Annotated in this window: 20 protein-coding genes and 1 tRNA gene; 12 read left to right on the top strand and 9 right to left on the bottom strand. The window is 49.0% G+C overall.

Annotation, left to right across the window (positions count from 1 at the left end):
• The first annotated feature begins 4 nt into the window (after nucleotides 1-4).
• From recJ to JOE25_RS23730, 4 genes are all read left to right on the top strand, one after another.
• Nucleotides 5-1,738: a single-stranded-DNA-specific exonuclease RecJ gene (gene recJ, locus JOE25_RS23715; RefSeq protein ID WP_209639644.1), complete on the top strand. Its 1,734-nt coding sequence runs from the start codon at nucleotides 5-7 to the stop codon at nucleotides 1,736-1,738.
• A gap of 167 nt (nucleotides 1,739-1,905) precedes the next feature.
• Nucleotides 1,906-3,004 (top strand): peptide chain release factor 2 gene (gene prfB / locus JOE25_RS23720; RefSeq protein ID WP_115185178.1). Its coding sequence is split into 2 segments (ribosomal slippage): nucleotides 1,906-1,980 and nucleotides 1,982-3,004, totalling 1,098 coding nucleotides; the frame shifts between segments, so codons are not numbered across the junction.
• A gap of 9 nt (nucleotides 3,005-3,013) precedes the next feature.
• The gene (gene lysS, locus JOE25_RS23725) at nucleotides 3,014-4,531 is read left to right on the top strand and encodes a lysine--tRNA ligase (RefSeq protein WP_209639646.1); all 1,518 of its coding nucleotides are present in this window, start codon (nucleotides 3,014-3,016) and stop codon (nucleotides 4,529-4,531) included.
• 231 nt (nucleotides 4,532-4,762) lie between these two features.
• Nucleotides 4,763-4,836: transfer RNA gene (locus tag JOE25_RS23730), tRNA-Gly, on the top strand.
• Nucleotides 4,837-5,115: 279 nt separating this feature from the next.
• On the opposite strand, the gene JOE25_RS23735 is transcribed toward JOE25_RS23730, so the two are convergent.
• Complete coding sequence (locus tag JOE25_RS23735; RefSeq protein ID WP_209639649.1) at nucleotides 5,116-6,285, bottom strand: MFS transporter; 1,170 nt, start codon at nucleotides 6,283-6,285, stop codon at nucleotides 5,116-5,118.
• A gap of 732 nt (nucleotides 6,286-7,017) precedes the next feature.
• Between JOE25_RS23735 and JOE25_RS23740 the strand changes: the two genes are divergently transcribed.
• The 4 genes from JOE25_RS23740 to JOE25_RS23755 all read left to right on the top strand — a co-directional run bounded on the left by JOE25_RS23740 (nucleotide 7,018) and on the right by JOE25_RS23755 (nucleotide 11,050).
• Nucleotides 7,018-8,031: a TauD/TfdA family dioxygenase gene (locus JOE25_RS23740; RefSeq protein WP_209639652.1), complete on the top strand. Its 1,014-nt coding sequence runs from the start codon at nucleotides 7,018-7,020 to the stop codon at nucleotides 8,029-8,031.
• A gap of 17 nt (nucleotides 8,032-8,048) precedes the next feature.
• A complete protein-coding gene (locus JOE25_RS23745; RefSeq protein WP_209639655.1) occupies nucleotides 8,049-9,272 on the top strand; it encodes an aminotransferase class III-fold pyridoxal phosphate-dependent enzyme in 1,224 nt (407 codons plus the stop codon).
• Nucleotides 9,273-9,421: 149 nt separating this feature from the next.
• A complete protein-coding gene (locus tag JOE25_RS23750) occupies nucleotides 9,422-9,964 on the top strand; it encodes an NUDIX hydrolase (RefSeq protein WP_209639658.1) in 543 nt (180 codons plus the stop codon).
• 264 nt (nucleotides 9,965-10,228) lie between these two features.
• Nucleotides 10,229-11,050, top strand: coding sequence for an inositol monophosphatase family protein (locus tag JOE25_RS23755; RefSeq protein WP_209639661.1), 822 nt, complete (start codon nucleotides 10,229-10,231; stop codon nucleotides 11,048-11,050).
• A 200-nt stretch (nucleotides 11,051-11,250) separates the two neighbouring features.
• Here JOE25_RS23755 and JOE25_RS23760 read toward each other — a convergent pair whose 3' ends face one another.
• Together JOE25_RS23760 and JOE25_RS23765 are read right to left on the bottom strand one after the other, a co-directional pair.
• The gene (locus tag JOE25_RS23760) at nucleotides 11,251-12,480 is read right to left on the bottom strand and encodes a cysteine desulfurase-like protein (RefSeq protein WP_209639664.1); all 1,230 of its coding nucleotides are present in this window, start codon (nucleotides 12,478-12,480) and stop codon (nucleotides 11,251-11,253) included.
• Nucleotides 12,477-13,055, bottom strand: coding sequence for a 2OG-Fe dioxygenase family protein (locus JOE25_RS23765; protein ID WP_209639944.1), 579 nt, complete (start codon nucleotides 13,053-13,055; stop codon nucleotides 12,477-12,479). Before JOE25_RS23765 ends, JOE25_RS23760 begins: the two co-directional genes overlap by 4 nt.
• 282 nt (nucleotides 13,056-13,337) lie before the next feature.
• Here JOE25_RS23765 and JOE25_RS23770 point away from each other — a divergent pair, with 282 nt between their 5' ends.
• Entirely contained in the window at nucleotides 13,338-13,787 is a 450-nt protein-coding gene (locus JOE25_RS23770; protein ID WP_209639666.1) for a GNAT family N-acetyltransferase, read from the top strand.
• A gap of 142 nt (nucleotides 13,788-13,929) precedes the next feature.
• Here JOE25_RS23770 and JOE25_RS23775 read toward each other — a convergent pair whose 3' ends face one another.
• Complete coding sequence (locus tag JOE25_RS23775; protein WP_209639669.1) at nucleotides 13,930-14,763, bottom strand: oxidoreductase; 834 nt, start codon at nucleotides 14,761-14,763, stop codon at nucleotides 13,930-13,932.
• A gap of 161 nt (nucleotides 14,764-14,924) precedes the next feature.
• Between JOE25_RS23775 and JOE25_RS23780 the strand changes: the two genes are divergently transcribed.
• Complete coding sequence (locus JOE25_RS23780) at nucleotides 14,925-15,866, top strand: AraC family transcriptional regulator (RefSeq protein ID WP_245210081.1); 942 nt, start codon at nucleotides 14,925-14,927, stop codon at nucleotides 15,864-15,866.
• 93 nt (nucleotides 15,867-15,959) lie between these two features.
• On the opposite strand, the gene JOE25_RS26705 is transcribed toward JOE25_RS23780, so the two are convergent.
• On the bottom strand, nucleotides 15,960-16,088 hold the full coding sequence (locus tag JOE25_RS26705) for a hypothetical protein (RefSeq protein ID WP_265566785.1): 129 nt from the start codon (nucleotides 16,086-16,088) through the stop codon (nucleotides 15,960-15,962).
• Nucleotides 16,089-16,657: 569 nt separating this feature from the next.
• Between JOE25_RS26705 and JOE25_RS23785 the strand changes: the two genes are divergently transcribed.
• On the top strand, nucleotides 16,658-17,998 hold the full coding sequence (locus JOE25_RS23785; RefSeq protein WP_209639672.1) for an anaerobic C4-dicarboxylate transporter: 1,341 nt from the start codon (nucleotides 16,658-16,660) through the stop codon (nucleotides 17,996-17,998).
• Between the two features lie 973 nt (nucleotides 17,999-18,971).
• On the opposite strand, the gene cbpM is transcribed toward JOE25_RS23785, so the two are convergent.
• The 3 genes from cbpM to JOE25_RS23800 all read right to left on the bottom strand — a co-directional run bounded on the left by cbpM (nucleotide 18,972) and on the right by JOE25_RS23800 (nucleotide 20,940).
• Complete coding sequence (cbpM, locus tag JOE25_RS23790) at nucleotides 18,972-19,277, bottom strand: chaperone modulator CbpM (protein WP_209639677.1); 306 nt, start codon at nucleotides 19,275-19,277, stop codon at nucleotides 18,972-18,974.
• Nucleotides 19,270-20,205 (bottom strand): curved DNA-binding protein, encoded by a 936-nt coding sequence (gene cbpA, locus JOE25_RS23795; RefSeq protein ID WP_209639680.1) that lies wholly within the window; start codon nucleotides 20,203-20,205, stop codon nucleotides 19,270-19,272. Before cbpA ends, cbpM begins: the two co-directional genes overlap by 8 nt.
• Nucleotides 20,206-20,370: 165 nt before the next feature.
• Complete coding sequence (locus tag JOE25_RS23800; RefSeq protein ID WP_209639683.1) at nucleotides 20,371-20,940, bottom strand: HdeD family acid-resistance protein; 570 nt, start codon at nucleotides 20,938-20,940, stop codon at nucleotides 20,371-20,373.
• A gap of 213 nt (nucleotides 20,941-21,153) precedes the next feature.
• Between JOE25_RS23800 and JOE25_RS23805 the strand changes: the two genes are divergently transcribed.
• The gene (locus JOE25_RS23805) at nucleotides 21,154-22,920 is read left to right on the top strand and encodes an ABC transporter ATP-binding protein/permease (RefSeq protein ID WP_314592620.1); all 1,767 of its coding nucleotides are present in this window, start codon (nucleotides 21,154-21,156) and stop codon (nucleotides 22,918-22,920) included.
• 43 nt (nucleotides 22,921-22,963) lie between these two features.
• Here JOE25_RS23805 and JOE25_RS23810 read toward each other — a convergent pair whose 3' ends face one another.
• The gene (locus JOE25_RS23810) at nucleotides 22,964-23,353 is read right to left on the bottom strand and encodes a tautomerase family protein (protein WP_209639689.1); all 390 of its coding nucleotides are present in this window, start codon (nucleotides 23,351-23,353) and stop codon (nucleotides 22,964-22,966) included.
• Nucleotides 23,354-23,388: the final 35 nt, after the last annotated feature.

Below are 23,388 nucleotides of genomic sequence, written 5' to 3' on the forward strand. Positions count from 1 at the left end.
GCCGGTGAGCATCAAAACACAACTACGCCGCCGTGCGGTGACGGACGAGAGCCATTTGCCTGCCAGCCTGCATCCGCTGCTGCGCCGTTTATACGCGTTGCGCGGCGTTCAGGCTGAGCAGGAGTTGGAACGCAGCGTCAAAGGTATGCTGCCCTGGCAGCAGTTGGACGGCATTGACGCCGCTGTTGGCATTCTGCAACAGGCGCTGGCCGATCATCGTCGCATTATGGTGGTGGGCGATTTCGATGCCGATGGTGCCACCAGTACCGCGCTGACAGTGCTGGCGCTACGCAGCATGGGGGGCAGTGCGGTCGATTACCTGGTACCGAACCGCTTCGAAGACGGCTACGGCCTGAGTCCCGAAGTCGTGGAACAGGCAGATGCACGTGGTGCGGAATTGATCTTGACCGTGGATAACGGCATTTCTTCCCATGCGGGCGTCGAAGTGGCACACGCCAAGGGCATGCAGGTGCTGGTGACCGATCACCACCTGCCGGGGGAAACCCTGCCGGCAGCGGAAGCGATCGTCAACCCAAACCTGCGCGGCTGCGCGTTCCCGTCCAAGTCTTTGGCGGGGGTGGGGGTGGCTTTCTATTTGATGCTGGCATTGCGTGCACGGCTGCGTGACAGCGGTTGGTTTGAACAACGCGCACTGGCGATGCCGAATCTGGCAGAGCTGTTGGATCTGGTAGCGCTCGGCACGGTTGCCGATGTGGTACCGCTCGACGCCAACAACCGTATTTTGGTGTATCAGGGCCTGAACCGCATTCGCGCCGGCAAGTGCCGGCCAGGTATCCGGGCTTTATTGGAAGTGGCTAACCGTGACGCGCGCCAATTGGCGGCGAGCGATCTCGGTTTTGCGTTGGGGCCGCGCCTCAATGCTGCCGGGCGTCTGGACGATATGTCGATCGGTGTGGCGTTGTTGCTGAGTGACGACATCGCGCAAGCACGTATGCTGGCCAACGATCTCGATGCGCTCAATCTGACACGACGTGAGATTGAACAGGGCATGCAGGTTGAAGCTCTGCAACTGTGTGACGAGCTTGAACGCAGCAGCACCACGTTGCCGTATGGGCTGGCGATGTATCACCCTGAGTGGCATCAGGGCGTGGTGGGCATTCTGGCATCGCGTATTAAAGAACGTTTTCACCGCCCGGTGATCGCGTTTGCGCCAGCGGGTGATGGCATACTGAAAGGTTCTGGGCGTTCGATAGCCGGTTTGCACATGCGGGATGCACTGGAACGGTTGGATACGCTGAATCCTGGGCTGATGATGAAGTTCGGTGGCCATGCGATGGCCGCTGGCCTGTCGCTTGAAGAGGCCAAGTTCGACGAGTTTCGCCAGCGCTTTGGTGAGCTGGTCGGCGAATGGCTCGATCCGGCAATGCTGGAAGGTGTGATCTGGTCTGACGGCGAATTGGCGATGCAGGAACTCTCACTGGAAACGGCTGAACTGCTACGTGAAGGCGGGCCTTGGGGGCAAGCATTCCCTGAGCCGACGTTTGACGGGACATTCCGCATTTTGCAGCAGCGGTTAGTGGGTGAGAAACACTTGAAGCTGATGGTTGAACCGATCGGCGGCGGCCCGTTGCTCGACGGTATCGCTTTCAATGTAGATACCACCCTGTGGCCGGACAGCAGCGTGCGCGAAGTGGAACTGGCATACAAACTGGACGTTAACGAGTTCCGCGGTAACCGCAACGTGCAGTTACTGATCCAACACCTCTGGCCACGTTAATTTACGGCGGCCTTAATCCGGGGTTTGCTCTGCCAAACCCCGGCATGTTTTCTTCCCCCCACAAAAACTAGCCAACTCGCTATAAACTGACGGCTGGATCCGCTAGAATTACCGGTTCTAATGGCATTTCGCCATCGACGCCATCAACGAAAAAGAACGCTAAAAACATGTTTGAAATTAACCCGGTAAAAAACCGAATTCAGGACCTGTCCGCGCGGACTGCCGTTCTTAGGGGGTATCTTTGACTATGATGCCAAGAAAGAACGCCTAGAAGAAGTCAACGCCGAGCTGGAACAGCCTGACGTTTGGAACGAACCTGAGCGCGCACAGGCGCTGGGTAAAGAGCGCGCTGCGCTCGAAGCCATTGTTGAAACCATCGATCAACTGGTACAGGGCGGCGAAGACGTCACTGGTCTGTTGGAATTGGCGATCGAAGCCGACGATGAAGAAACCTTTAACGAAGCGGTCGTTGAGCTTGATCAACTGTCTGCCAAGCTCGAGCAATTAGAATTTCGTCGTATGTTCTCTGGTGAATACGACAGTGCTGATTGCTACCTGGATATTCAGGCTGGCTCCGGCGGTACAGAGGCTCAGGACTGGGCCAGCATGTTGCTGCGCATGTACCTGCGCTGGGCTGAAGCCAAAGGCTTCAAGACCGAAGTGATTGAAGAGTCCGACGGCGACGTGGCAGGGCTGAAATCCGCCACCATCAAGATCATCGGCGACTACGCGTTCGGCTGGTTGCGTACTGAAACCGGCGTACATCGCCTGGTGCGCAAGAGCCCGTTCGATTCCGGCGGCCGTCGTCATACTTCGTTCAGTTCGGTGTTTATCTACCCGGAAGTGGACGATGATATTGATATCGACATCAACCCGGCGGACCTGCGTATCGACGTTTACCGCGCCTCGGGGGCGGGTGGTCAGCACGTGAACAAAACTGAGTCGGCGGTGCGTATTACCCACTTACCGACCAACATCGTAGTGCAGTGTCAGAACGACCGTTCTCAGCATAAGAACAAGGATCAAGCGTTTAAACAGCTGCGAGCCAAGCTGTACGAGTTTGAGATGCAAAAGAAAAATGCTGATAAACAGATGATGGAAGACAACAAGTCCGATATCGGTTGGGGTAGCCAAATCCGTTCTTACGTGTTGGATGACTCCCGTATCAAGGATTTGCGCACTAACGTTGAAACGCGCAACACGCAGGCCGTATTAGATGGCGACCTGGATAAATTCATTGAGGCAAGTTTGAAAGCCGGGTTATAAGGAACAGAAATGTCTGAGCAACAACCACAAGGCGCCGATCAGGCGCTGGATCTCAATAACGAGTTGCAGTCACGCCGTGAGAAATTGGCCGCGCTGCGCGAGAACGGCATTGCGTTCCCGAATGATTTCCGTCGTGACACCACGTCCGACAAGCTGCACGCTGCATACGGCGATAAAGACAATGAAGAGCTGGAAGCGCTGGGTGTAGAAGTCACCGTTGCCGGCCGTATGATGACCCGCCGTATCATGGGTAAAGCGTCATTCGTTACGCTGCAGGACGTTGGTGGCCGTATCCAGCTGTACGTCGCGCGCGACGATCTGGCGGAAGGCGTTTATAACGAAGAATTCAAGAAGTGGGATCTGGGTGACATCCTGGGTGCGCGCGGCAAGTTGTTCAAAACCAAGACCGGCGAATTGTCTATCCACTGTACCGAACTGCGTCTGCTGACCAAAGCCCTGCGCCCGTTGCCGGACAAGTTCCACGGTCTGGCGGATCAGGAAACCCGCTATCGCCAGCGTTACCTGGATTTGATCGCTAATGAAGAGTCGCGCAAGACGTTCAAGGTGCGTTCTCAGATCATGGCGGCAATGCGTAACTTCATGGTAGAACGCGGCTTCATGGAAGTCGAAACGCCTATGATGCAGGTGATCCCGGGTGGGGCTTCTGCGCGTCCATTCGTTACTCACCACAATGCGCTGGACATTGATATGTACCTGCGTATTGCACCAGAGCTGTACCTGAAGCGTCTGGTTGTTGGTGGCTTCGAGCGCGTGTTCGAAATCAACCGTAACTTCCGTAACGAAGGCGTATCTCCGCGTCATAACCCAGAGTTCACCATGATGGAACTCTATATGGCATACGCGGATTACAAAGACCTGATTGAACTGACCGAGTCACTGTTCCGCACCCTGACCCAGAACGTGCTGGGCAATACTCAGGTGCAGTACGGTGATGAAGTGTTCGACTTCGGCAAGCCGTTTGCGAAGCTGACCATGACCGAGGCGATCAAAAAGTATCGTCCTGAAACCGATCTGGCCGATCTGGCCGATATGGGTAAAGCGGTTGCGATTGCTGAATCCATCGGTATCAAGGTTGAGAAGAGCTGGGGCCTGGGCCGTGTAGTGACCGAGATCTTCGAAGAAGTGGCGGAAAGCCATCTGATTCAGCCGACCTTCATCACGGAATATCCGGCAGAGGTTTCACCGCTGGCGCGCCGTAATGACGTTAACCCAGAAATCACTGACCGCTTCGAGTTCTTCATCGGTGGCCGCGAAATCGGTAACGGCTTCTCAGAGCTGAATGATGCGGAAGACCAGGCGCAGCGTTTTGCTGACCAGGCTAATGCGAAAGACGCTGGCGATGACGAAGCGATGTTCTACGACGAAGACTACGTGACTGCGCTGGAGCACGGCCTGCCGCCGACCGCAGGTCTGGGTATCGGTATCGACCGTATGGTCATGCTGTTCACCAACAGCCACACCATTCGTGATGTGATCCTGTTCCCGGCAATGCGCCCACAGAAATAAGGCCATATACCGAAGAGATTTCAAACCGCAGGAAGGTATAGCCAACACCCCTGCGGATTGAAAGACAAAGGGTATTAATATCAGCCGGTACAGGTCACTGTGCCGGTTTTTTTTCGCCTGATGGGGGAGGAGAGAGGAAAGCTACGCTAACTGCCTAAAACATCAGCAGTTACATGCTATCTTCGCTTGCCCAGCGGGGATAACCGGTTATAATGGCAGCCGCACACCGATGCGGGTGTAGTTCAATGGTAGAACGGCAGCTTCCCAAGCTGCATACGAGGGTTCGATTCCCTTCACCCGCTCCAATCCAATCCAATCCAATCCAATCCAATCCAATCCAATCCAATCCAATCCAATCCAATCCAATCCAATCCAATCCAATCCAATCCAATCCAATCTGTTCCTTAAGTCCCTTTCGCTAACAACCCAAAAGTCATGACGTATTTGAACGTGTGTATGCCCACAACCGCATTGCGGGGAAGAGCTTCTGTGGTAGCGCGGTTTGGTATTATTACGCCTTCATATTGCTATGAAGGCGTTTTAGGGGACTCGACGGTGGGATATGCCTGGCAGGGCGGGAGCGTTTACTCCTGAAGACATTCCCGCTGGTTAGGTACAGAGACCAGCACGATGGTGTTAGCGATGCTGGAAAACAGTAACAGGAAAATCAGCATATTCACTGCACTCACGCCCAGCATCCCCATTATCCAGATATAACCTGCCGAGAACGCGATCTGGCAAATGGCCAGCACGGAACTTGCCAAACCGGCATTTTGCTTAAACGGATTCAAGGCTTGGCTCATCAATATCCCGAAGCCCATAGCAAAACCGACACCGATCATGGCGAACCCGACGAGGTTTAAATAAGCATTCAGGCCCAGGGCTTGTGTGAGTGCAAAGATAACAGCACAGGTTAAAAATAGCGCTTGTGATAATAGCAGGAGCGTTTTTTGCCCAAATTTTGACAGGAGATAGGGCGTTAAAAATGAAGTGGCCATGCTAAAGCCAGCCAGCCCTGTCATTGATATTGAATACTGCCCTGTAGACAACCCCATCTGCCCCATTAATATGATTGGCGAGGTGTTTACATAGGTCAAAATTGCAGTGATAGACAAACAGGTAATAAATAGTCGGCTGATGAATAATGTTGATAATAAACTTTCGCCACTGATTATTTTACTGTTCGGCTGCGTCTCTTTATTATTATGGTAGGTTTCATCTAACCAGAATATACAGACTAAACATGAAATCCCAGCGAAGATGGCCATACCGGTGAAGAGGCTTGGCCATTCAAAGCTCATTAACAGTAAATACCCCAGAACCGGTGCAATAACAGGAACGATGCAAGTAATACCATTAATTACTGACAACACTTTTGAGCGTTTATCATCGTCCAGGGTATCTCTAAGAATGGCAAAGGTGACAACATAGCAGAAGCCGGCACCCACGCCTTGCCAAAATCGTGCAAAAAGAAATTGTTCGGCAGAAACCGTCAACGCGGCTCCGTATGACGCGCAGACAAAAATCAACGCACCCAATAATGCGATGGGTTTCCGGCCGAATCGGTCGGATACCAGTCCTGCGATAATCATGGTCGATGCCATGCCGGCCAAATAAATAGAAAAAGCAGTATGAAGGTCAACGGCAGAGGCATTTAAGTCTTTGGCAATGTCGGGTAAGCCAACAAGGTATAAGTCCACGCCCAGGGGGTAAATTAGCACTAACATAAAGCAACATGCGAGGTATTTGAACATACTGACTTCCTGCAGATTTCAGATCATAAAGTGATAAAAACGCCTAATCAACACAAACACATGCTCAAAAAGTATTTGCACAGAATGTCGCACATACCTTATGTATCAGTCGTTACGATGGCCGCTGCGCTTGTCAGGCATCACATAAGATAAGTTACTTATTTTATCTTAATAATAGCCTTTTTCTTTGAAGATTAACGCTTAATGACGCTGAGCATGGTTCCAATTCATAGATAGATCAAGGTTTTTTTAAGTGATCGTGAATATATATAACAAGCAAATAATGTTTATTGTTATAGTTGCTATTTAAAATAAAAAAAATAACTTTACATTAAGTTGCGCGTTTGTATACTTTGTTCGGAATTTGTAACATAAAGTAATGGGTTGTTTGGTTTTTATTGTCCGTTATTGAATAAGCACTTGTAATGACAACACGGATAGTGACTGTAATAAATTGATAGGGAGTGTTATTCCCCCATGTATCCATTTTTCATACCATATGCATGTTTTTAAATTTTTGACATGCGCACTTCAAGATACAGCTTTTATACACCTATCAGTAATGATCTGTCATCGCATGAAAAATTGAAATTAAATATGACGTGTCCTGGGTTTTTACAGCGTATATCAAATTACTTTGATATTGAGTGTAATAGTAATATACGAAATTATTTTGTTATTAACTAACCTCAAAGGAGATAATGTGTGAGGCATTTATCACGGAATGTTAAGTTGTCATCACTGGGACTATTAATTGATTTATCTGATTTTAATCTTAAAGACATTATCACTAAAAATAAATTCACCCTTTACAATCAAGAGATTAGTCCATATATCGTTAAAAGTATCGCTGAGGAAAATATTCGCAAACAGTTAGCCAATGATGTTGATGTTTACTCTGAGCTATCGTGGTTCTCAGAACGGCAGAAATATGGCTATCTATTAATGAGGAATTGTTTTTCAACCGATAAATTACCGCCGACGCCTTGCAATGATGAAGCACCCGATGCGAGTTTATGGATTGAACCAGCGTCAACGCTAATGGCTATGTTAGGTGTCACAGGTCATACCGTGTCCTCTTATCTTAATGAAATGCAAGGCAGATTGGCGCATATGGTTATGCCCGCCAAGAATAATGAGAAATCGTGGTCTCGCTCTACAAAGTCCCTTTCCCCGCATACAGAAGTCGTCAATGGCCATTGGTCAGAAATGCTTCCTGATGACACAAGAAATCAAGTGATTGCCCCCGAGGTTTTTGCCTTGGCCTGCCTAAGAAACCCGATTCAGGCAGCGACAACGGTTTGGTCACTGGATGATATTTTGAATAACTTAAGTTATTCAACGATAGAGCAGCTGATGAAGCCTGAATATATCGCCAGTAGCCAGTCCAGCTTTGATGTTGATTCAAAAATAGAAAATATCAGTGTGATTGGGGATATCAATGGTCGACTGGTCATAAGATACAGCCATTCTAAGCTTGTCGGGATCAATGACGAAGCAAATGAAGCATTGGAAAAACTAAAAACACACCTGTCCGATCCGAAATACATCAACAGAGTTGTCCTACAGCCCGGTGATGTTCTTATCATAAATAACAGGATTGCTTTGCATGGCAGAGATAACCTTTCAAGTTCTGCAAATTATGATGGCAACGATCGCTGGTTAATTAGAATGTATGGTTTTTCACATAACTCGTGGAAAAAGCTAAAACACCTTCCAGAAAAACAACATATTGCTTCGGCTTGAAAACAAGGATGATAGGCATGATTTCACCATTAGTTGGCAGCGACAGACTTTTAGACTCACATGGGCAACCTATTCAGTTTAGAAAGGGGAAAGGGTATCGCATAGAGGACAGTAACGGAAATCAGTACCTGGATTTTGTTTTGGGTATCGGGCCGGTTATTCTTGGTCACAGTCATCCAGAATTTAACAGAAGGCTGACTGACGCCTTAAGCTTGGGGTTGTCGTTCCCAGGATTTGGAGAGGTACATAGCCAGGTATCAGACGTATTTGAAAACGTTTATGTCGGCTATAACGTTGTCTCTTTATTTAAAACCAGCTCCGAGGCAGTAACGGCTGCATTTAGATGTGCGATGATGCAAACAGAGCGAAAAAAAATCGTACGATGTGGTTTTTTGGGATGGCATGATGCCCAACTCTATATGTCGCCGAGCTGGCATGAAGCATTGGGCAGTGAGAAAAGAAACGATTTACGCTATTTGAATGGCATGCGCGGCGTCAGCGGTGAAGAGGCTGTTTTCAACTGGGTTAATGGCGACCTGACTGAGCTAGAACACATCTTGCAAGAACATGGAAATGATATTGCCATATTCGCATTGGACGTATACCAGCTGGCTTTCTTCTCAGAAGAGAAGATTAAAGCGGCAATCGCCATGTGCAAGAACTATGGCGTGAAGTTGTTATTAGACGAGACCAAGACTGCGGGGAGAACGAACCCGGGTGGCTATCTGGCGAATAACGCCTCTTTCGATCCTGATTACGTGGTTTTAGGTAAGGCGATCGGTAACGGTTTGCCCCTTGCAATCCTTATGGGTAAGCCTGATAGCATTGCTGTCTACCGTGAAGCCCGTATTGGCGGTACTCACACCAAAGAAATACTTTCCCCTCATGCCGCAATTGCTGTAGCAGAGATTATGGGGGAGTGTGACGGTTATAACCTGGTTTCCCAAGCGGGCAAGGCTATCGTCGCGACGCTCAACTTGGCACTTAAAGAAGCGGGTGCAGATAATTATGTGAACGCCAAGGCGCTTTTCGACAATGCTTTGTTTGACTTGGTCTTTAGTCAAGAGATCGTCAACAATTATGCGTTAAGAAGCCGTTTCAAGGCTGAGCTTTTAAAGAATGGCTTATTGATTATGGAAGGGCATAACTCCTTCGTTAGCCTTGCACACTGTGATCTAAACCATGACGAGTTGTTTAGTTTAACTTATGCAGCAGCGAAAAGTTGGGTAGCAGCGATGTAGCCTATGGCGCAAACAGCACATTGGGGTGGTATCGGGTGTTTTTTGATGCTGCACACCTCACCCTTTCACGGATTTAAAATATTGCCACGTGATGTGCATGAGTATTTTATTGGTTTCATTATTTTATAATGCAAAGTGAGTATAACGTCATGAAAAATGAAATATCCAGTTTGTTAGAAGGCTATAAAACAAGCTATGCGAAAGAAGAAGAACATAAATGCAATATGCTGAATATTCTTCGTGAGCAAGATAATGTCTTCTATGAAGAGTCAAAGCAGGGGCACTTCACTGCCTCCGCATGGGTGCTCAATCATGATAAAACGAAAGTGCTCTTGACGCTTCACGCCAAGCTAAATCGATGGTTTCAGTTAGGTGGGCACATCGAACCGACTGATTTGTCGTTTTTAGATGCTTGCTTGAGAGAAGCGCAAGAAGAAAGTGGTATCCAAAGTATTAGTGCAGACGACGCTTTCGTCATTGATGTTGACATACATAAAATACCGGAAAACCCTAAAGCCTCTGCGCATCTCCATTATGATATAACCCTGTGTTTTGTTGCAGGCCAGAATGCTGAAATCAGTATGTCCAAAGAATCAAAAAAATTGGAATGGATCCCGGTTAATAAGGTTAAAGATATCACCGACGATCTTGCTGTTATCCGCATGGCAGAAAAAACGCTGCAATTGTTTTAATTGTTATCGTTAGTGAAAGAAGGGGGCTTTGACATGTCGCGGAAGCACAGCTGTTATGTAAGCAGCCGAGGGCTTTTTAACACCTTTGCGGGGTGTTTTTCGCGGCATGTTCAATGTACCTCTTGTGGGGATGCCGGCGGGGCATGTGTTAATATTAACGGCTTGACGTGACGGCCCCAAATGTCTCAATGGAGGCGCTGCTATAAAATCCATTGTGGGGTTCGTTATCTTGAATTTTAAGTATGATTGATGTGGATATTAACAATGAACAAAATGGAACTCAGTGGCTTATTGCAAAACGTTAAAGAGATTGCTTTATCTTCCTTCTCCATTATTGAAAGCAGAAAAAATGAAGTAACATTTTTCGAAAAGAAAGACTTGAGCATTGTTAGTGAAGCAGATATTGAAACTGAAAAATATATCCGGGATAGCTTGCAGGCTCTGACCCCGCACATTCCTGTTTATGGTGAAGAACTGGGTTGTGACATTGCCGATGACTGCCAATTATATTGGCTTATCGACCCTATTGATGGCACCACATGGTACAAATTAGGCATGCCAGTATACGGTTCCCTGATTGCGCTAATCCAAAACGGTGAACCTATACTCGGCTCTATTGGGCTACCCGCAATAAATACGTTGGTATATGCAGGAAAAGATCTGGGGTGCTTTATGAGCGCCGGAAAAAACAATGCCAGGCAGTTGTTGAGTGAGCCAGCTCAAACCGCGCCAATAGGTGTAGAGCAAGCGACCATAACCTCCTCAGGGATGCATGGCACTTCCACATGGATTGAGAATGGCGATACGCCATGGAATCTGATTTCTGTTCTTGAGAGAGCAAAATTGTTTAAATTTTCCGCGGATTGTATCCAACACGTCTCAGTATTAAATGGGGCGTCAGATGCGGCTATTGATACCATAATGAAACCCTGGGATAGCGCGGCTATCATCATTTGCGCCAGAGAGGCAGGCTTAACCGTCATGGATCTTAATGGCAATCAGCACGGGATATTAAAAAGCGGTAACTTATTAACCGCCAAAAGCGAGCATTTAGCCAAATCGCTGGTTCAGTTATTAACGCCTTGATGATGAGCCACTCGGTTTATAGTTGGTCAACGAATACAGCAGGTGCCGTGCCGTAAAGGCCTTGAGTTTGTGCTCGCGCCTATCTCGTTGTAAAAAGCCCCTGTTCTCGCAGGGGCTTTTTACTGACACTACGTGGGTGATGTGGATTTTGGTTATTCTGCTGCCCATTACCCAGAAGTCTCTTTGCGTATGATGCTCCGCTACCTTTCGCTGGCGAGCACTTCAAACAGCATGTCAATTTCTTGCTGGGTATTGTAATGCATCATCCCGACGCGCAGCACGCCGCCGCAGTCCTGCAGCCCCAACTGTTGAATTAAACCCAGAGCATAGAAGTGCCCGCTGCCGACGCAGATATTGTGTTGGCCTAAGCGGCGAGCAACCTGTTCCGGGGTATGTTCCTTGAAGGTTAACGCAAAGGTCGGCGTGCGGCGCTGGGTATCCGCGGAAGGTGATCCATAGAGTTGGATACTGTCTATGTGCTGCAAACGCTGCAAAAAGTACCGGCACAGGCTCTCTTCATGTTGGTGATAACCGGCAAAGCTTTCTTGCAAGCGCTGCCTGAGTGGGGCCCCTGGCGTGCCCCATTGTGCCAGGTAGTCGATGGCTGCCGTCACGCCGGCGAGCCCTTCGAAGCTCTGTGTCCCCGTTTCAAAACGCCCTGGCCCGATGTCGGTGGCCGGCTCGACTTTATACGGCTGCAGACGCTGCAACCACTGGGGTGCGATATAGGCCATGCCGATATGCGGCCCGAAGAATTTATAGGCGGAACAGACTAAAAAGTCACAACCAAGCGCTTGCACATCGATCAGGTTATGCGGAGCGTAGTGCACGGCGTCGACATACACCTGTGCGCCGACACGGTGGGCGGCGTCGGTAATGGTTTTAATGTCGGCGATGCTGCCGGTAACGTTGGACGCATAGCTGACGGCCACGAGTCTGGTCTTGGCGGTGATGCTTTCACACAGCCGGGCCGCGTTCAACGAGCAATCCGCGCGCTCCAGCGGTATTTGATGCACCTTGACCTGTTTGTCGGCTGCCGCCTGCTGCCAGCTGGAGACGTTGGCGTAGTGATCTAACGCAGTGACGATAATCTCATCGCCGGCTTGCCAGTTACGGCTAATGATACGGCTGAGGTGGAACGTCAGCGAGGTCATGTTCATGCCAAAAACGACATTGTCGGGCGACGGCGCATTTAAAAAGGCACGTACCGATTCCCGTGCCTGGTTCATGACTTCGGTCGTCTTATGGCTGGAGAAATAGTGTCCGCCCAAATTGGCGTTATATTTCCCCAGATAATCCGTCATTTTTTCCAGCACGGCTTGCGAAACCTGAGATCCCCCTGGCCCATCGAAAAAGATCGCGGGTTTATCATCATAACGCTGGGATAGCGCACTAAATTGGGCTCGGGCGAGTTCGGGCGAAAAAGTCATGCTTTTTCTCCCCGAGCTGTCAGGACAAAGAGATCAAGATATCCTTCTTCTTCCGGGACGATGGTGCTGATCGGCGTAGCGTTATGCCATAGTTTACTGTCCGCCAGTAAAACGGCTTCGCCATCCGCCAGGGCTTTTTTAAAGAACGGCGGCTGGTGACTATCGGCGTATAGCATGATTTCGCCGCCGACAATGTTTTGCCTGTGGATAGCGATCATCGCGATATGGTCAAAACCATCTTGATGAATACCTTCCGGCGCTACCTGCGTTTCGTTATGAATGGCGACAACGCGCATCTGGTGAATTTCAATTTCGGCTCCTTCTGGCAGATCGTTGCTTTCTGCAAACAGATTACACATTTCCTCCAGCCCGGCGCTTTGCAGCACGGCACTGTCAATCGGCTCGAAGCGGCGTACCACGTTGCCCTGAAAATGGTTGATCTCATCAGACTGAACGAAATTGCGCGGTCCAATCTCGCTCACATGGCCATTGGCGTGCTTGACGACCGAATAGCGTCGTAAGCGGTACTTGCCGTCAGCGTGTTGTGTGTGGGGCAATGAAGAAAACGAGGGCATTAATTGTCGGGTGGCTTGATGGCTAAGTACAGTCATACTTATTACGTTTTCGTGTTTCTGCAACATAATCACCTCTAATATGAATCAATATTGTTTTTGTAGGGAGGTATTTCGATTGAATTGTAGTCGACACTATAGCCAGCGCAATTTTTAGTCGGTGTCGATCGCGGCCCTGCTGTTGCAGCTGTAAACCGCGGTGAACACAAGAAGGGTATAATCAAAGAACAAGGGGCGCCGAATGACGAGCTCAGCTTCACAAAATGATAAATTTGAGACGGTTATATGATTGAGATACGTGAGATAGATCGCGAAAATGTTTTTGATGTTTGTGAACTGACGTCGAACAAAGATGGTGTCGGGACATTATTTGAAGCATTTATTTGCTGCAATGCGATCTCCATTTCTGAGGCGGCTTATTTTCCTGAATGCCACCCCAGAGCGCTGTACCGCGACGGGGAGTTAATCGGTTTTTTCCTGTACAAACGCTGGGCGAATCAACTGACCGATGCTGAGATCTGTCGCTATATGCTCGACCACAAATTTATCGGCCAGGGGCTGGGCCGCGCTTCCTTTGAGGCAATGCTGAGCTACTTCAAAAAGAACGGCGTTAAGCAGGTAACGCTGATGATTGATGAACACAACCTGGTTGCGCAAAAAATGTATTTCTCTTTTGGGTTCACCTTTACCGGCAAAGTCGACAAGGATGAACATTACTACAGCCTGAACATCTAGTGCGCTGTCATCTGGTGTCCTCACAATGCTCGCTCGACACGCGGATGGCAGCAACGGCATCGCCCCACCCAGTCAGCACTTACTGCCGGCAATACCGGCAGTAAGACTAATGCTGGTCCTTTATAAGGTAGGGATAGGGGTATTAGCCATCGGTTGAGCGACTGACGGCTTCCCAGGCATTAATATCAGTGTTCATCTGATGCAGTTTTTCTCTGACATACATGACGGCGTCGCTGCCAAGCAGCAATGATGCCGGTGGCGCAGGGCTATCGAGGAGTTGCAGAATGGCTTTGGCGGCCTTAACCGGATCGCCAGGTTGATGGCCACTGCGTTTTTCACGTGTCTCACGAATCGGCCCAAAACTCTGATCGTAATCACTGATGCTACGCGGTGAGCGCACCATTGAACGCCCAGCCCAGTCTGTCCGGAAAGATCCTGGTTGAATCGCGGTGACCGCAATATTAAAGGGTTTAAGCTCTTTGGTCAGGGTTTCGGAGATACCTTGCAAGGCGAATTTGCTGCCACAATAGTAGCTGATCCCCGGTAAGGTAATGAATCCACCCATTGAGGTAATATTGATAATATGGCCAGCGCGGCGTGTGCGGAAATAGGGCAGAAAAGCCTTAATAACGGCTATTGCACCAAACACGTTGACCTCAAATTGGTGAATGGCGTCACTGATGGGGGACTCCTCCATTATTCCTTCATGGCCATAGCCGGCATTATTTACCAGCACGTCAACGGCGCCAATCTCTTGTTCTACATCGGCAACCAGCGGACCGACGTCGGTAAAATTCGTGACATCAAGGATCCGACCGAAACAGCGGCCAGGTGCCAGAGCGTCGAATTCATCTTTGGCTTGCTGGTTGCGCAGTGTTCCTACTACGCGGTGACCTGCTTCCAGTGCTGCTTCTGCCAGTGCACGGCCAAAGCCGCTGCTGACGCCGGTGATAAAAAATAATTTTGATGAATGCATGACGTTATCCTCGGTAAGGGGGACAAGCAGCATAGGGCGGGTAGGGCAAAATCCGTAGCCATGATCCTCTCTGATGTTTGCCTATTCCTCTGAGCTCGCTGGACGACCCCGTTACTGAGTGTCAAACTTACATTCCCTTCTACGTCGCTTTGCAGGTGTGTATGGCAATTTCTTCTTCTGGGGTTACCGGCCAGATGATCGCGCTGTTGGATAGGCTGACACCGCGTGAAGGCTACAACCTCACGGCTTTGGCTGACGTACGTTTTTTGCGTTCCAACCGTCCGTTGCTGCGCACGCCGGTATTATATGAGCCGGGCATCGTCATTGTTGTGCAGGGAAGAAAACGCGGCTTCTTGGGAAAGGATGTCTATTTATATGATGCACAACATTACCTGATGGTATCCATTCCTGTGCCGTTTACGATGGAAACGGATGCCAGTGCTTCAGAGCCTATGCTGGCTATTTATATGCGATTGGACTTCACCGTCGCGGCCGATCTGCTGTTGCACCTTGCCGATCGTGGGCAGAGCGTCAGCGCACCGCCTCGGAGTATGGTGTCGAGTCCGATGGATGATGCCATGAGCCATTCAGTTTTACGTTTCCTGCAGGTGATGGCGTCACCACTGGATGCCGAAATATTGGGGCAGGCGATGGTGCGGGAGATCTATTACCGTGTTCTGACGGGCGCTCAGGGGCAGACACTCCGCAGTGCACTGACCATGCAGGGGCAGTTTGGGAAAGTGGCTAAGGCGCTGCGCAAGCTGCATGCGGAATATGACTCGTATCTTGATGTGAATGCACTGGCAAAAGAGGCGGGCATGAGCCTGGCCACTTTTCATAGCCATTTTAAAACCATTACTGAGACATCCCCCATGCAATACCTTAAGTCCACGCGATTGCATCAGGCCAGATTGCTGATGTTGCGGAATAATCTCACCGCTTCAGCGGCAAGTGCACGGGTCGGGTATGAAAGCGTTTCGCAATTCAGCCGTGAATTTAAGCGTTTGTTCGGGTTAACGCCGATCGGTGAAGTGGCTCGAATGAAACAGAACTTCTCATTGCCTGCACCGGTTACGCCTTCTGATTTTATTTCTTCTCACTGATTAGCTTGTGCGGATACGCCGTGTTTATCTTCGCTAATATCTTATCGAGGAGGTTATGGCAGAGCGCCTCTTTGTCGCGTGAGCGTATAACGCTCACGATATTGCGATTAAAATACCGATAATGCTTATTATTGCAACCCAAAACCATTTAGAGGTTTTTTCCGGTTTCCACTCTTCACCATACTCAACCTGATAGCCGGGTTTACGATCCTTATTGTTCATCCTATTCCTTGGGATCCTGCATCCATAAATATGCCGCATTTATTTTAAGATGATTCTTAACGCAATTGAATTGAATCTGCTTTTTTAGGTAAAAATCCTAATGATAGGTGTCGAGAACAGCCACTGAATGAGGGTGGCATAAGGCTGCGATAATTACCGCTGGATTACCAATGTACTGTTTTCTGTTTCAAGAGATAGAAAGCCTAGTTCGCGATATTGGCTCATGGTCAGCCTTTCCTCATGTTAAATCAATGCTGACTATTATTTAAAATATTGTGTCTAAAATATATTGTTGCTGTCATTTTGGCTATTTCCTTCATTCCACACATTACGCCGTATAAGACGTTTATTAGGTCTTTTAATGATGTGCTTTTACATGAATGTATGGGTTTGGTAGCCATTCATTTACACGAAAAACATAATGATAACTTTAATAAAACAAACTGGTTTCCGCCTGATTTTATTGGGCTTTTTTAATGATGAAAACTAACTATCTGTGATCTTAATCCCTCAATGAAAATGAAAAGAAGTGAATTATTAATCATCTTAACAATAAAAATGAGGTTCACATGTTATTTACGATTCAACTTATTGTCATACTGATCTGCCTTTTTTACGGGGCCAGAAAGGGTGGTATTGCGCTGGGGTTACTTGGCGGTATCGGGTTAATTATACTGGTTTTCGTTTTTCACTTGCCGCCAGGGAAACCCCCTGTTGATGTGATGCTGGTTATCATCGCGGTAGTGGCAGCATCAGCGGCGCTACAAGCATCAGGGGGACTTGATGTGATGTTGCAAATTGCAGAGCGTTTACTGCGACGTAACCCTAAGTATGTCTCCATTGTTGCGCCGTTTGTTACCTGTATTTTGACCATTCTCTGTGGTACTGGGCATGTGGTATACACGATATTGCCCATTATTTATGACGTGGCAATCAAGAACAATATTCGCCCGGAAAGGCCGATGGCTGCCAGCTCTATTGGTGCACAGATGGGGATTATTGCCAGCCCGGTATCCGTGGCCGTTGTATCGCTGGTCGCCATGTTGGGCAATTTTACCTTTAATGGTAAACATCTGGAATTTCTCGATCTGCTGGCGATTACGATACCCTCTACCCTGTGCGGTATTCTTGCTATTGGCATCTTCAGTTGGTTCCGGGGTAAAGATCTGGATAAAGATGAGAAATTCCAGAGTTTCATTTCAGACCCGGAAAACTACAAATACGTATACGGTGATACAGCAACCTTATTGGATAAAAAGCTCCCAACCAGCAATTGGGTAGCGATGTGGATTTTCTTGGCGACCATCGTTATTGTCGCGCTATTAGGGGCTTTCTCTGAACTGCGTCCACTCATTAATGGCAAACCACTCTCTATGGTGTTGGTTATCCAGATGTTCATGTTGTGTTCTGGTGCGGTAATCATTATTGCTACCAAAACAAACCCAGCGTCTATCTCTAAAAACGAGGTTTTCCGTTCAGGGATGATTGCCATAGTGGCTGTTTACGGTATTGCCTGGATGGCTGAGACAATGTTTGGTGCTCATTTGAAAGAAATTGAGTCAGTGCTGGGCACCATTGTGAAAGAATATCCTTGGGCCTATGCCATCGTTTTGCTTATCGTTTCCAAGTTTGTTAATTCGCAGGCTGCTGCACTTGCAGCGATTGTTCCTGTGGCACTGGCCATCGGGGTTGATCCTGCTTACATCGTTGCTTCTGCACCGGCGTGTTATGGTTACTATATTTTACCGACCTACCCAAGCGATCTGGCCGCCATTCAGTTCGACCGTTCAGGAACGACAAATATCGGGCGGTTTGTGATTAACCACAGTTTCATCATGGTAGGTCTGATCGGGGTTTCTGTGTCGTGCGTGATGGGGTGGGTCTTGGCTGCCGCATACGGGTTCCTGTAACGGATCCGTCGCAGTGGTTGGTTATGCGGAGAGCAACCTCAGGGTCGATGAGATCGTGGGGTGGGAGCGGGGCTCTTCTCTGCCCAGAGTGCTACCTTCATCCCACATTACTGGCGTATGGATATAAAAGATAAAAGCCCTGACAATGTCTGCCAGGGCTTTTAAGGTACTATTGACTTCAAATTTAACATTAATGAACTTACTAATTTCTTACTGCTAAGGTTCTATCGTTAAATGTACAGGTTTAACACAGATAATATTGGGTTAACTCAATCCTCCCTCTATTTACCAGTTTAGACTTTAGGCCAATCTCAATACTCGAAGATTTGGCATATTAAACAGGTACATCTCCCCTCGCGATATAGACTCTTTGATGCGTGGCCTCACTTCCGTTGCGATCTTGTTGCACTGTCTTGAAAAATGATCGCAAACAAATAACAATTAAAACATGGCCTTACATCATCGCGTTTTGGTTCACACCCTGCGATTGTAGATACTGACTACGTGGCCTTAAAGCGTCATATAATGAGAGTGTTGTTTTCTCTACATTAATGGCCCATACAAAAATCACTTCGTGGCCTTTATCGCAAAAATAACTCTATCAACTTAACTTTAATACTTTCACTATTAACAGCAAGCTATTGTTTCGCTGCTGATGATTACTAATCTACTTGTTTTGATAGGGGTGTCAATACTGTTTTTAATAACATGTTTTTAATGACATGTCTTTATTAACAGTATTCATATTAATCATCAGTTAAACATCGCTGAGTGCATATTTTTTACCAACATGATCTCTTCAGAGGGTATCGGTTATGTTGGTTTTCCGTGTGGAAGGAGGCAGCAGCAGAGGGATTTTCCCGTTCCGCCAGTGAGGAAGAATGAGGGCGGCAGAGGGGGGGATATTTCGACGATGAACGCTGTCGGCGTCTGACACAGCCCACTGCAGGTGCAACGGGCTGTTTTCACAACATCACGGCTTGCTGATAAAGCGTGCCAGCCTTTGGTGTAACTGAGTGTTTTCTTTGCGTAGATGCTCGATCTCATCCAGCAACGTCAGCGTCACCGCAATGCCGGGCCAGTCGAGTGCCAGCTCGCGATGCAATTGCTCGGCGCGATGAAAAGTGATCAGTGCGCGATCGTCGAAGATCCACTCTTCAGTTGTGAGATCACGCGGTTGAATCATGCCTAACCCAACGATTTCAGTGAGTTCATCTTGTGTTACGCCGGTGTGCAGGCAAAACTCGGTTATGGTGAAAGTTACTTTTACGTTAGCCATTTTGCTTACTCCACTCTTTACGTGGATCAAAGGTCTTCTGAGCTTCTGCCAGCTGTTGCCACAGTGCAGCGCTTTTCTCGTCCGGTTTTGGTGGCATCATGACTTTGATCACTGCATATAAATCCCCGGTTTCTTTTTTCCCGACCAGGCCTTTTCCCTTGATGCGCAAACGCTGCCCGGTTTGGCTGCCGGCAGGGATGGTCAACAGAATACTGTCTTTTAGGGTCGGTACGGGGACCTTGGCACCTAAGGCCGCTTCCCAAGGCGTTACCGGCAGGACGATCTCAAGGTTGTGCCCGACAATGTCGAACAGCGGATGAGGAGCTATGCGGATAATCAGGTAGAGATCGCCGTTAGCGCCGCCGTCAGTGCCTGGTGCACCCTGGCCTTTCAGGCGAATACGCTCACCATCACCAACGCCGGCAGGGATTTTCACATTAAGGGTTTTAGGAATTTCCTGCTCTACCATGCCGAACGCGTTATACACCGGCAGGCTATAGCGAATAGTGCGGGTTTGCTCTGCCTGTGTTTCTTCCAGGAAGATAGCGACTTCCATTTCAATATCTTGGCCGCGCATGCCTTGGCGCCTTTGGCGATGTTGCTGAGCACGTGCATGTTCACCGAACATAGAGGAAAAGATATCGGAAAAGTCTTCAGCGCTGTGGGCATTGCCATGGCCATGCTGTGTCTGGCGGCCAAAGTTGGGGTCGTTACGGTGTTGCAGAAGTTGATCGTATTCAGCACGTCGTTCGTCGTCTTTCAGTACTTCATAGGCTTCGGCGACCAGTTTGAATTGTTCCTCGGCATTTGATTCGGTACTGACGTCGGGGTGATATTTTCGCGCCAGCCGGCGATAGGCGGTTTTGATTGCCTTAAGATCGTCTGACGGCTTAACCCCTAAAATGGCATAGTAGTCCTTGAATTCCATAGCGTTATCATCTCACTTCAATTTTTCGTCAGGGGAAATCGTTGAGCCTGCATTGGGTGAAACTTTACTTATAGTAGGGCAGTTGGCTGCCGAAGTACCAACCTAATTGTGTGGCTGGGCAGCCAAATGTCAGAGAAAGCGGAGCGGGGTAGCTCCGCTGAGAGATCATGCGCGTTTCAGCTGCCGGGCAACCTGGAATAAGCTGAACGAGCTGAACAGCATTTCGATACCCACAATGGTGGTGACCAGTACCACTGATGTCATTGGGTCAGCGCTGAACAACAGCCAGGCAATGGCCAGATCCAAAATGCCAATCACAAATTGCAGCCAGCTTCCCGGAAGCTCGCGCAGTTTATATCCGGCGATCAACCGTACAATCCCACCCAATGCAAACAAGACGGCGAGGTAAACCGCCATGGCGAAAATACCGACTGCAGGGTGGGTGATAAATACGTAGCCGATAATAAGATAAGCCACCCCGAGCAGAATGCCGCCGATCATCGGCCAGGTATTTTGCAGCCGGTTGGCAATCATACCGAAAATAAGTGCAAAGCCGCTTAGCAACAAGAAAATACCCACGACCACACTGATCGCCGCGCCGGAGGCAAAGGGGCTGAACAGGCAGAAAAGGCCGCCCAATAGCAACAATATTGAGATGATTAACAGCGGGGTACGTTGTTTCTTTAAACTCTGTTCATCGATAATCAACGAATGACGATGGCCCATGTTTAGCATGATAGAACTCCCTTGTTTTGAATGTCCTGTACAGTTTCACTGACAATTATAGTGGAACACGCCACTTTGGGGATGATGCTTCGAAACGGCATCTATTTTGTTGGGATCCAAAAGAGCTGTGTGGGTGGATTCCATAAGGTTTTTCATGGCAGACGTGCCAGAATAGATAAAAGCCAATGCGGCTATGTTGACTGAGATAATAGATACCCAATGATAGACCGCTCCCGCTTACTGAAATTTTTGCTGCCTTATCTCTGGCCCAAAGATAATCTGAAGTTACGTTATTACTTGGTTATCGCCTTTGTTTTCATGGTGATATCTAAGGTAAGCACGACGTTAGTCCCCCTGGCGTACAAAGCCATGATCGACGCCTTGAGCGGCGAAACGGCCAAAATGCTGGCCATACCCATTGGTTTGATCCTGGCTTATGGCGTTGCGCGCGTTGGCGCGGCGTTATTTGAAGAGCTGCGCAACGTGATGTTTGTGCACGTCAGTCAGAATGCTACCCGGTTGTTAGGGCTGCGAGTGTTTAGGCAGTTGCATGCGCTGAGCCTACGCTTTCATCTGGAGCGCCAGACTGGCGGGCTATCGTTATCGATTGAACGGGGTACTCAGGCCGTAGCGACAGTGCTTTCGCGGTTGTTGTTTTCCATTTTCCCCATCCTGTTTGAAATCACCCTGGTGTCGGTGATTATGTGGCATTTGCTAAACGGCTGGTTTGCTCTGGCAATTTTAGCGACGGTCGGCTGCTATATTCTGTTCACCGTGATGGCGGTCAGTTGGCGTACGCGTTTTAGACGCGAACTCAACCAAGCCAATGCCGATGCCAATACCAAATCTATCGACAGCCTGCTCAATTATGAGACGGTCAAATACTTCGGTAACGAAGACTTTGAGGCAGACCGTTTCAACATGTCGCGCCGCTTGTATGAATACGCCGCGATTAAGAACCAGTTCAGTTTTACCGCCCTCAACCTCGGGCAAACCGCCATTATCTCTATCGGGTTGATCGTGATGATGGCGATGGCGGCACAGGGTATCGTGCAGGGGCGGATGACGGTCGGCGACTTTGTGTTGGTGAATGCCTATCTATTGCAACTCTATCAGCCGCTCAACTTCTTCGGCTTTATTTATGCTGAAGTTAGGCAGGCGTTGATCGATATGGAAAACATGTTCGATTTGCTGCAGGAAGAGCAGGAGATTGTCGATAAACCAGATGCAGCGGCGCTGCGGTTGAAAGCCGGTGAAGTGTGCTTTGATTCGGTCAGTTTTGGCTATGATGTGCGCCGTCCCATCCTGAAAAATGTCAGCTTTACCATTCCAGCGGGCCACACGGTGGCTGTGGTGGGGGCCTCGGGTGCCGGCAAGTCTACGCTGTCCCGGCTGTTGTTCCGTTTCTATGATGTGAACAATGGCACCATTTCGATTGACGGCCAGGATATCCGCAGTTTGAAGCAGGCCAGTCTGCGTGGGGCGATTGGCATCGTGCCGCAGGACACCGTGTTATTCAACGATACGCTGGGCTACAACATCGGCTACGGTAAAACGGGCTCAAGCCAGGCAGAGATCGAACGGGCAGCCAAATTGGCGCATATTCATGACTTTATCGTCAGTCTGCCCGACGGGTATGAAACCCGAGTGGGTGAGCGTGGGCTTAAGCTTTCCGGTGGGGAAAAACAGCGGGTAGCGATTGCTCGCACTATCCTGAAAAACCCCGCGATTCTGGTGTTTGATGAGGCAACCAGTGCACTGGATACCCAGACTGAACGCGAGATTCAGGCGCACTTGCGCGAGGTGAGCCGCGATCATACGACGCTGGTCATTGCGCACCGCCTGTCCACGGTCGTTGATGCTGATGAAATCATCGTGCTAGAGGCGGGGGAAATCGTCGAACGTGGGCGGCATGAGGCCTTGCTGGCCAGCAATGGCCGCTATGCCGCCATGTGGCAAAACCAATATAACGACGAACAGCAGCCCTGACGATACACATCCCCAGGCGGCTTAGCCTGGGGAATCACAAGGGTTAAAGATCGCCGGTCAGGTACTGTGCCACGCCATTACCGAAACTCCAGTCGCCCTTGCTGTTAGTGGTAATTGAGACCATCAAGTCATTGCCTTCAATCCCGCAGCTTTCCCGCAGTTCACGGCTGAGTTCAGCATAAAATCGCTGTTTCTGTTCTTCAGGCCGCGGGCTGGTGATCACCCGAACGACCACCAGATTACGAGTGCGGGTCAAATTAAGGCCCGTGTCTTCTATCACCAAATGGTGAGCTTTGTTTTCATGAACAATTTGGTAGCGATCGCGCTGCGGCACGTCGAAGGCGCTGAGTACGGCACGGTGGGCGGCGTCGAGCAGCGTTTTCAGTTCGGCTTCATTGCGGCCCTCGATAACGTCAAAGATAAGTAATGGCATTTTCATAATCCTGTCAGTGAGTTAATGATTTCATG

It is taken from the genome of Serratia sp. PL17 (assembly GCF_017832355.1).
Classification (GTDB): Bacteria; Pseudomonadota; Gammaproteobacteria; order Enterobacterales; family Enterobacteriaceae; genus Serratia.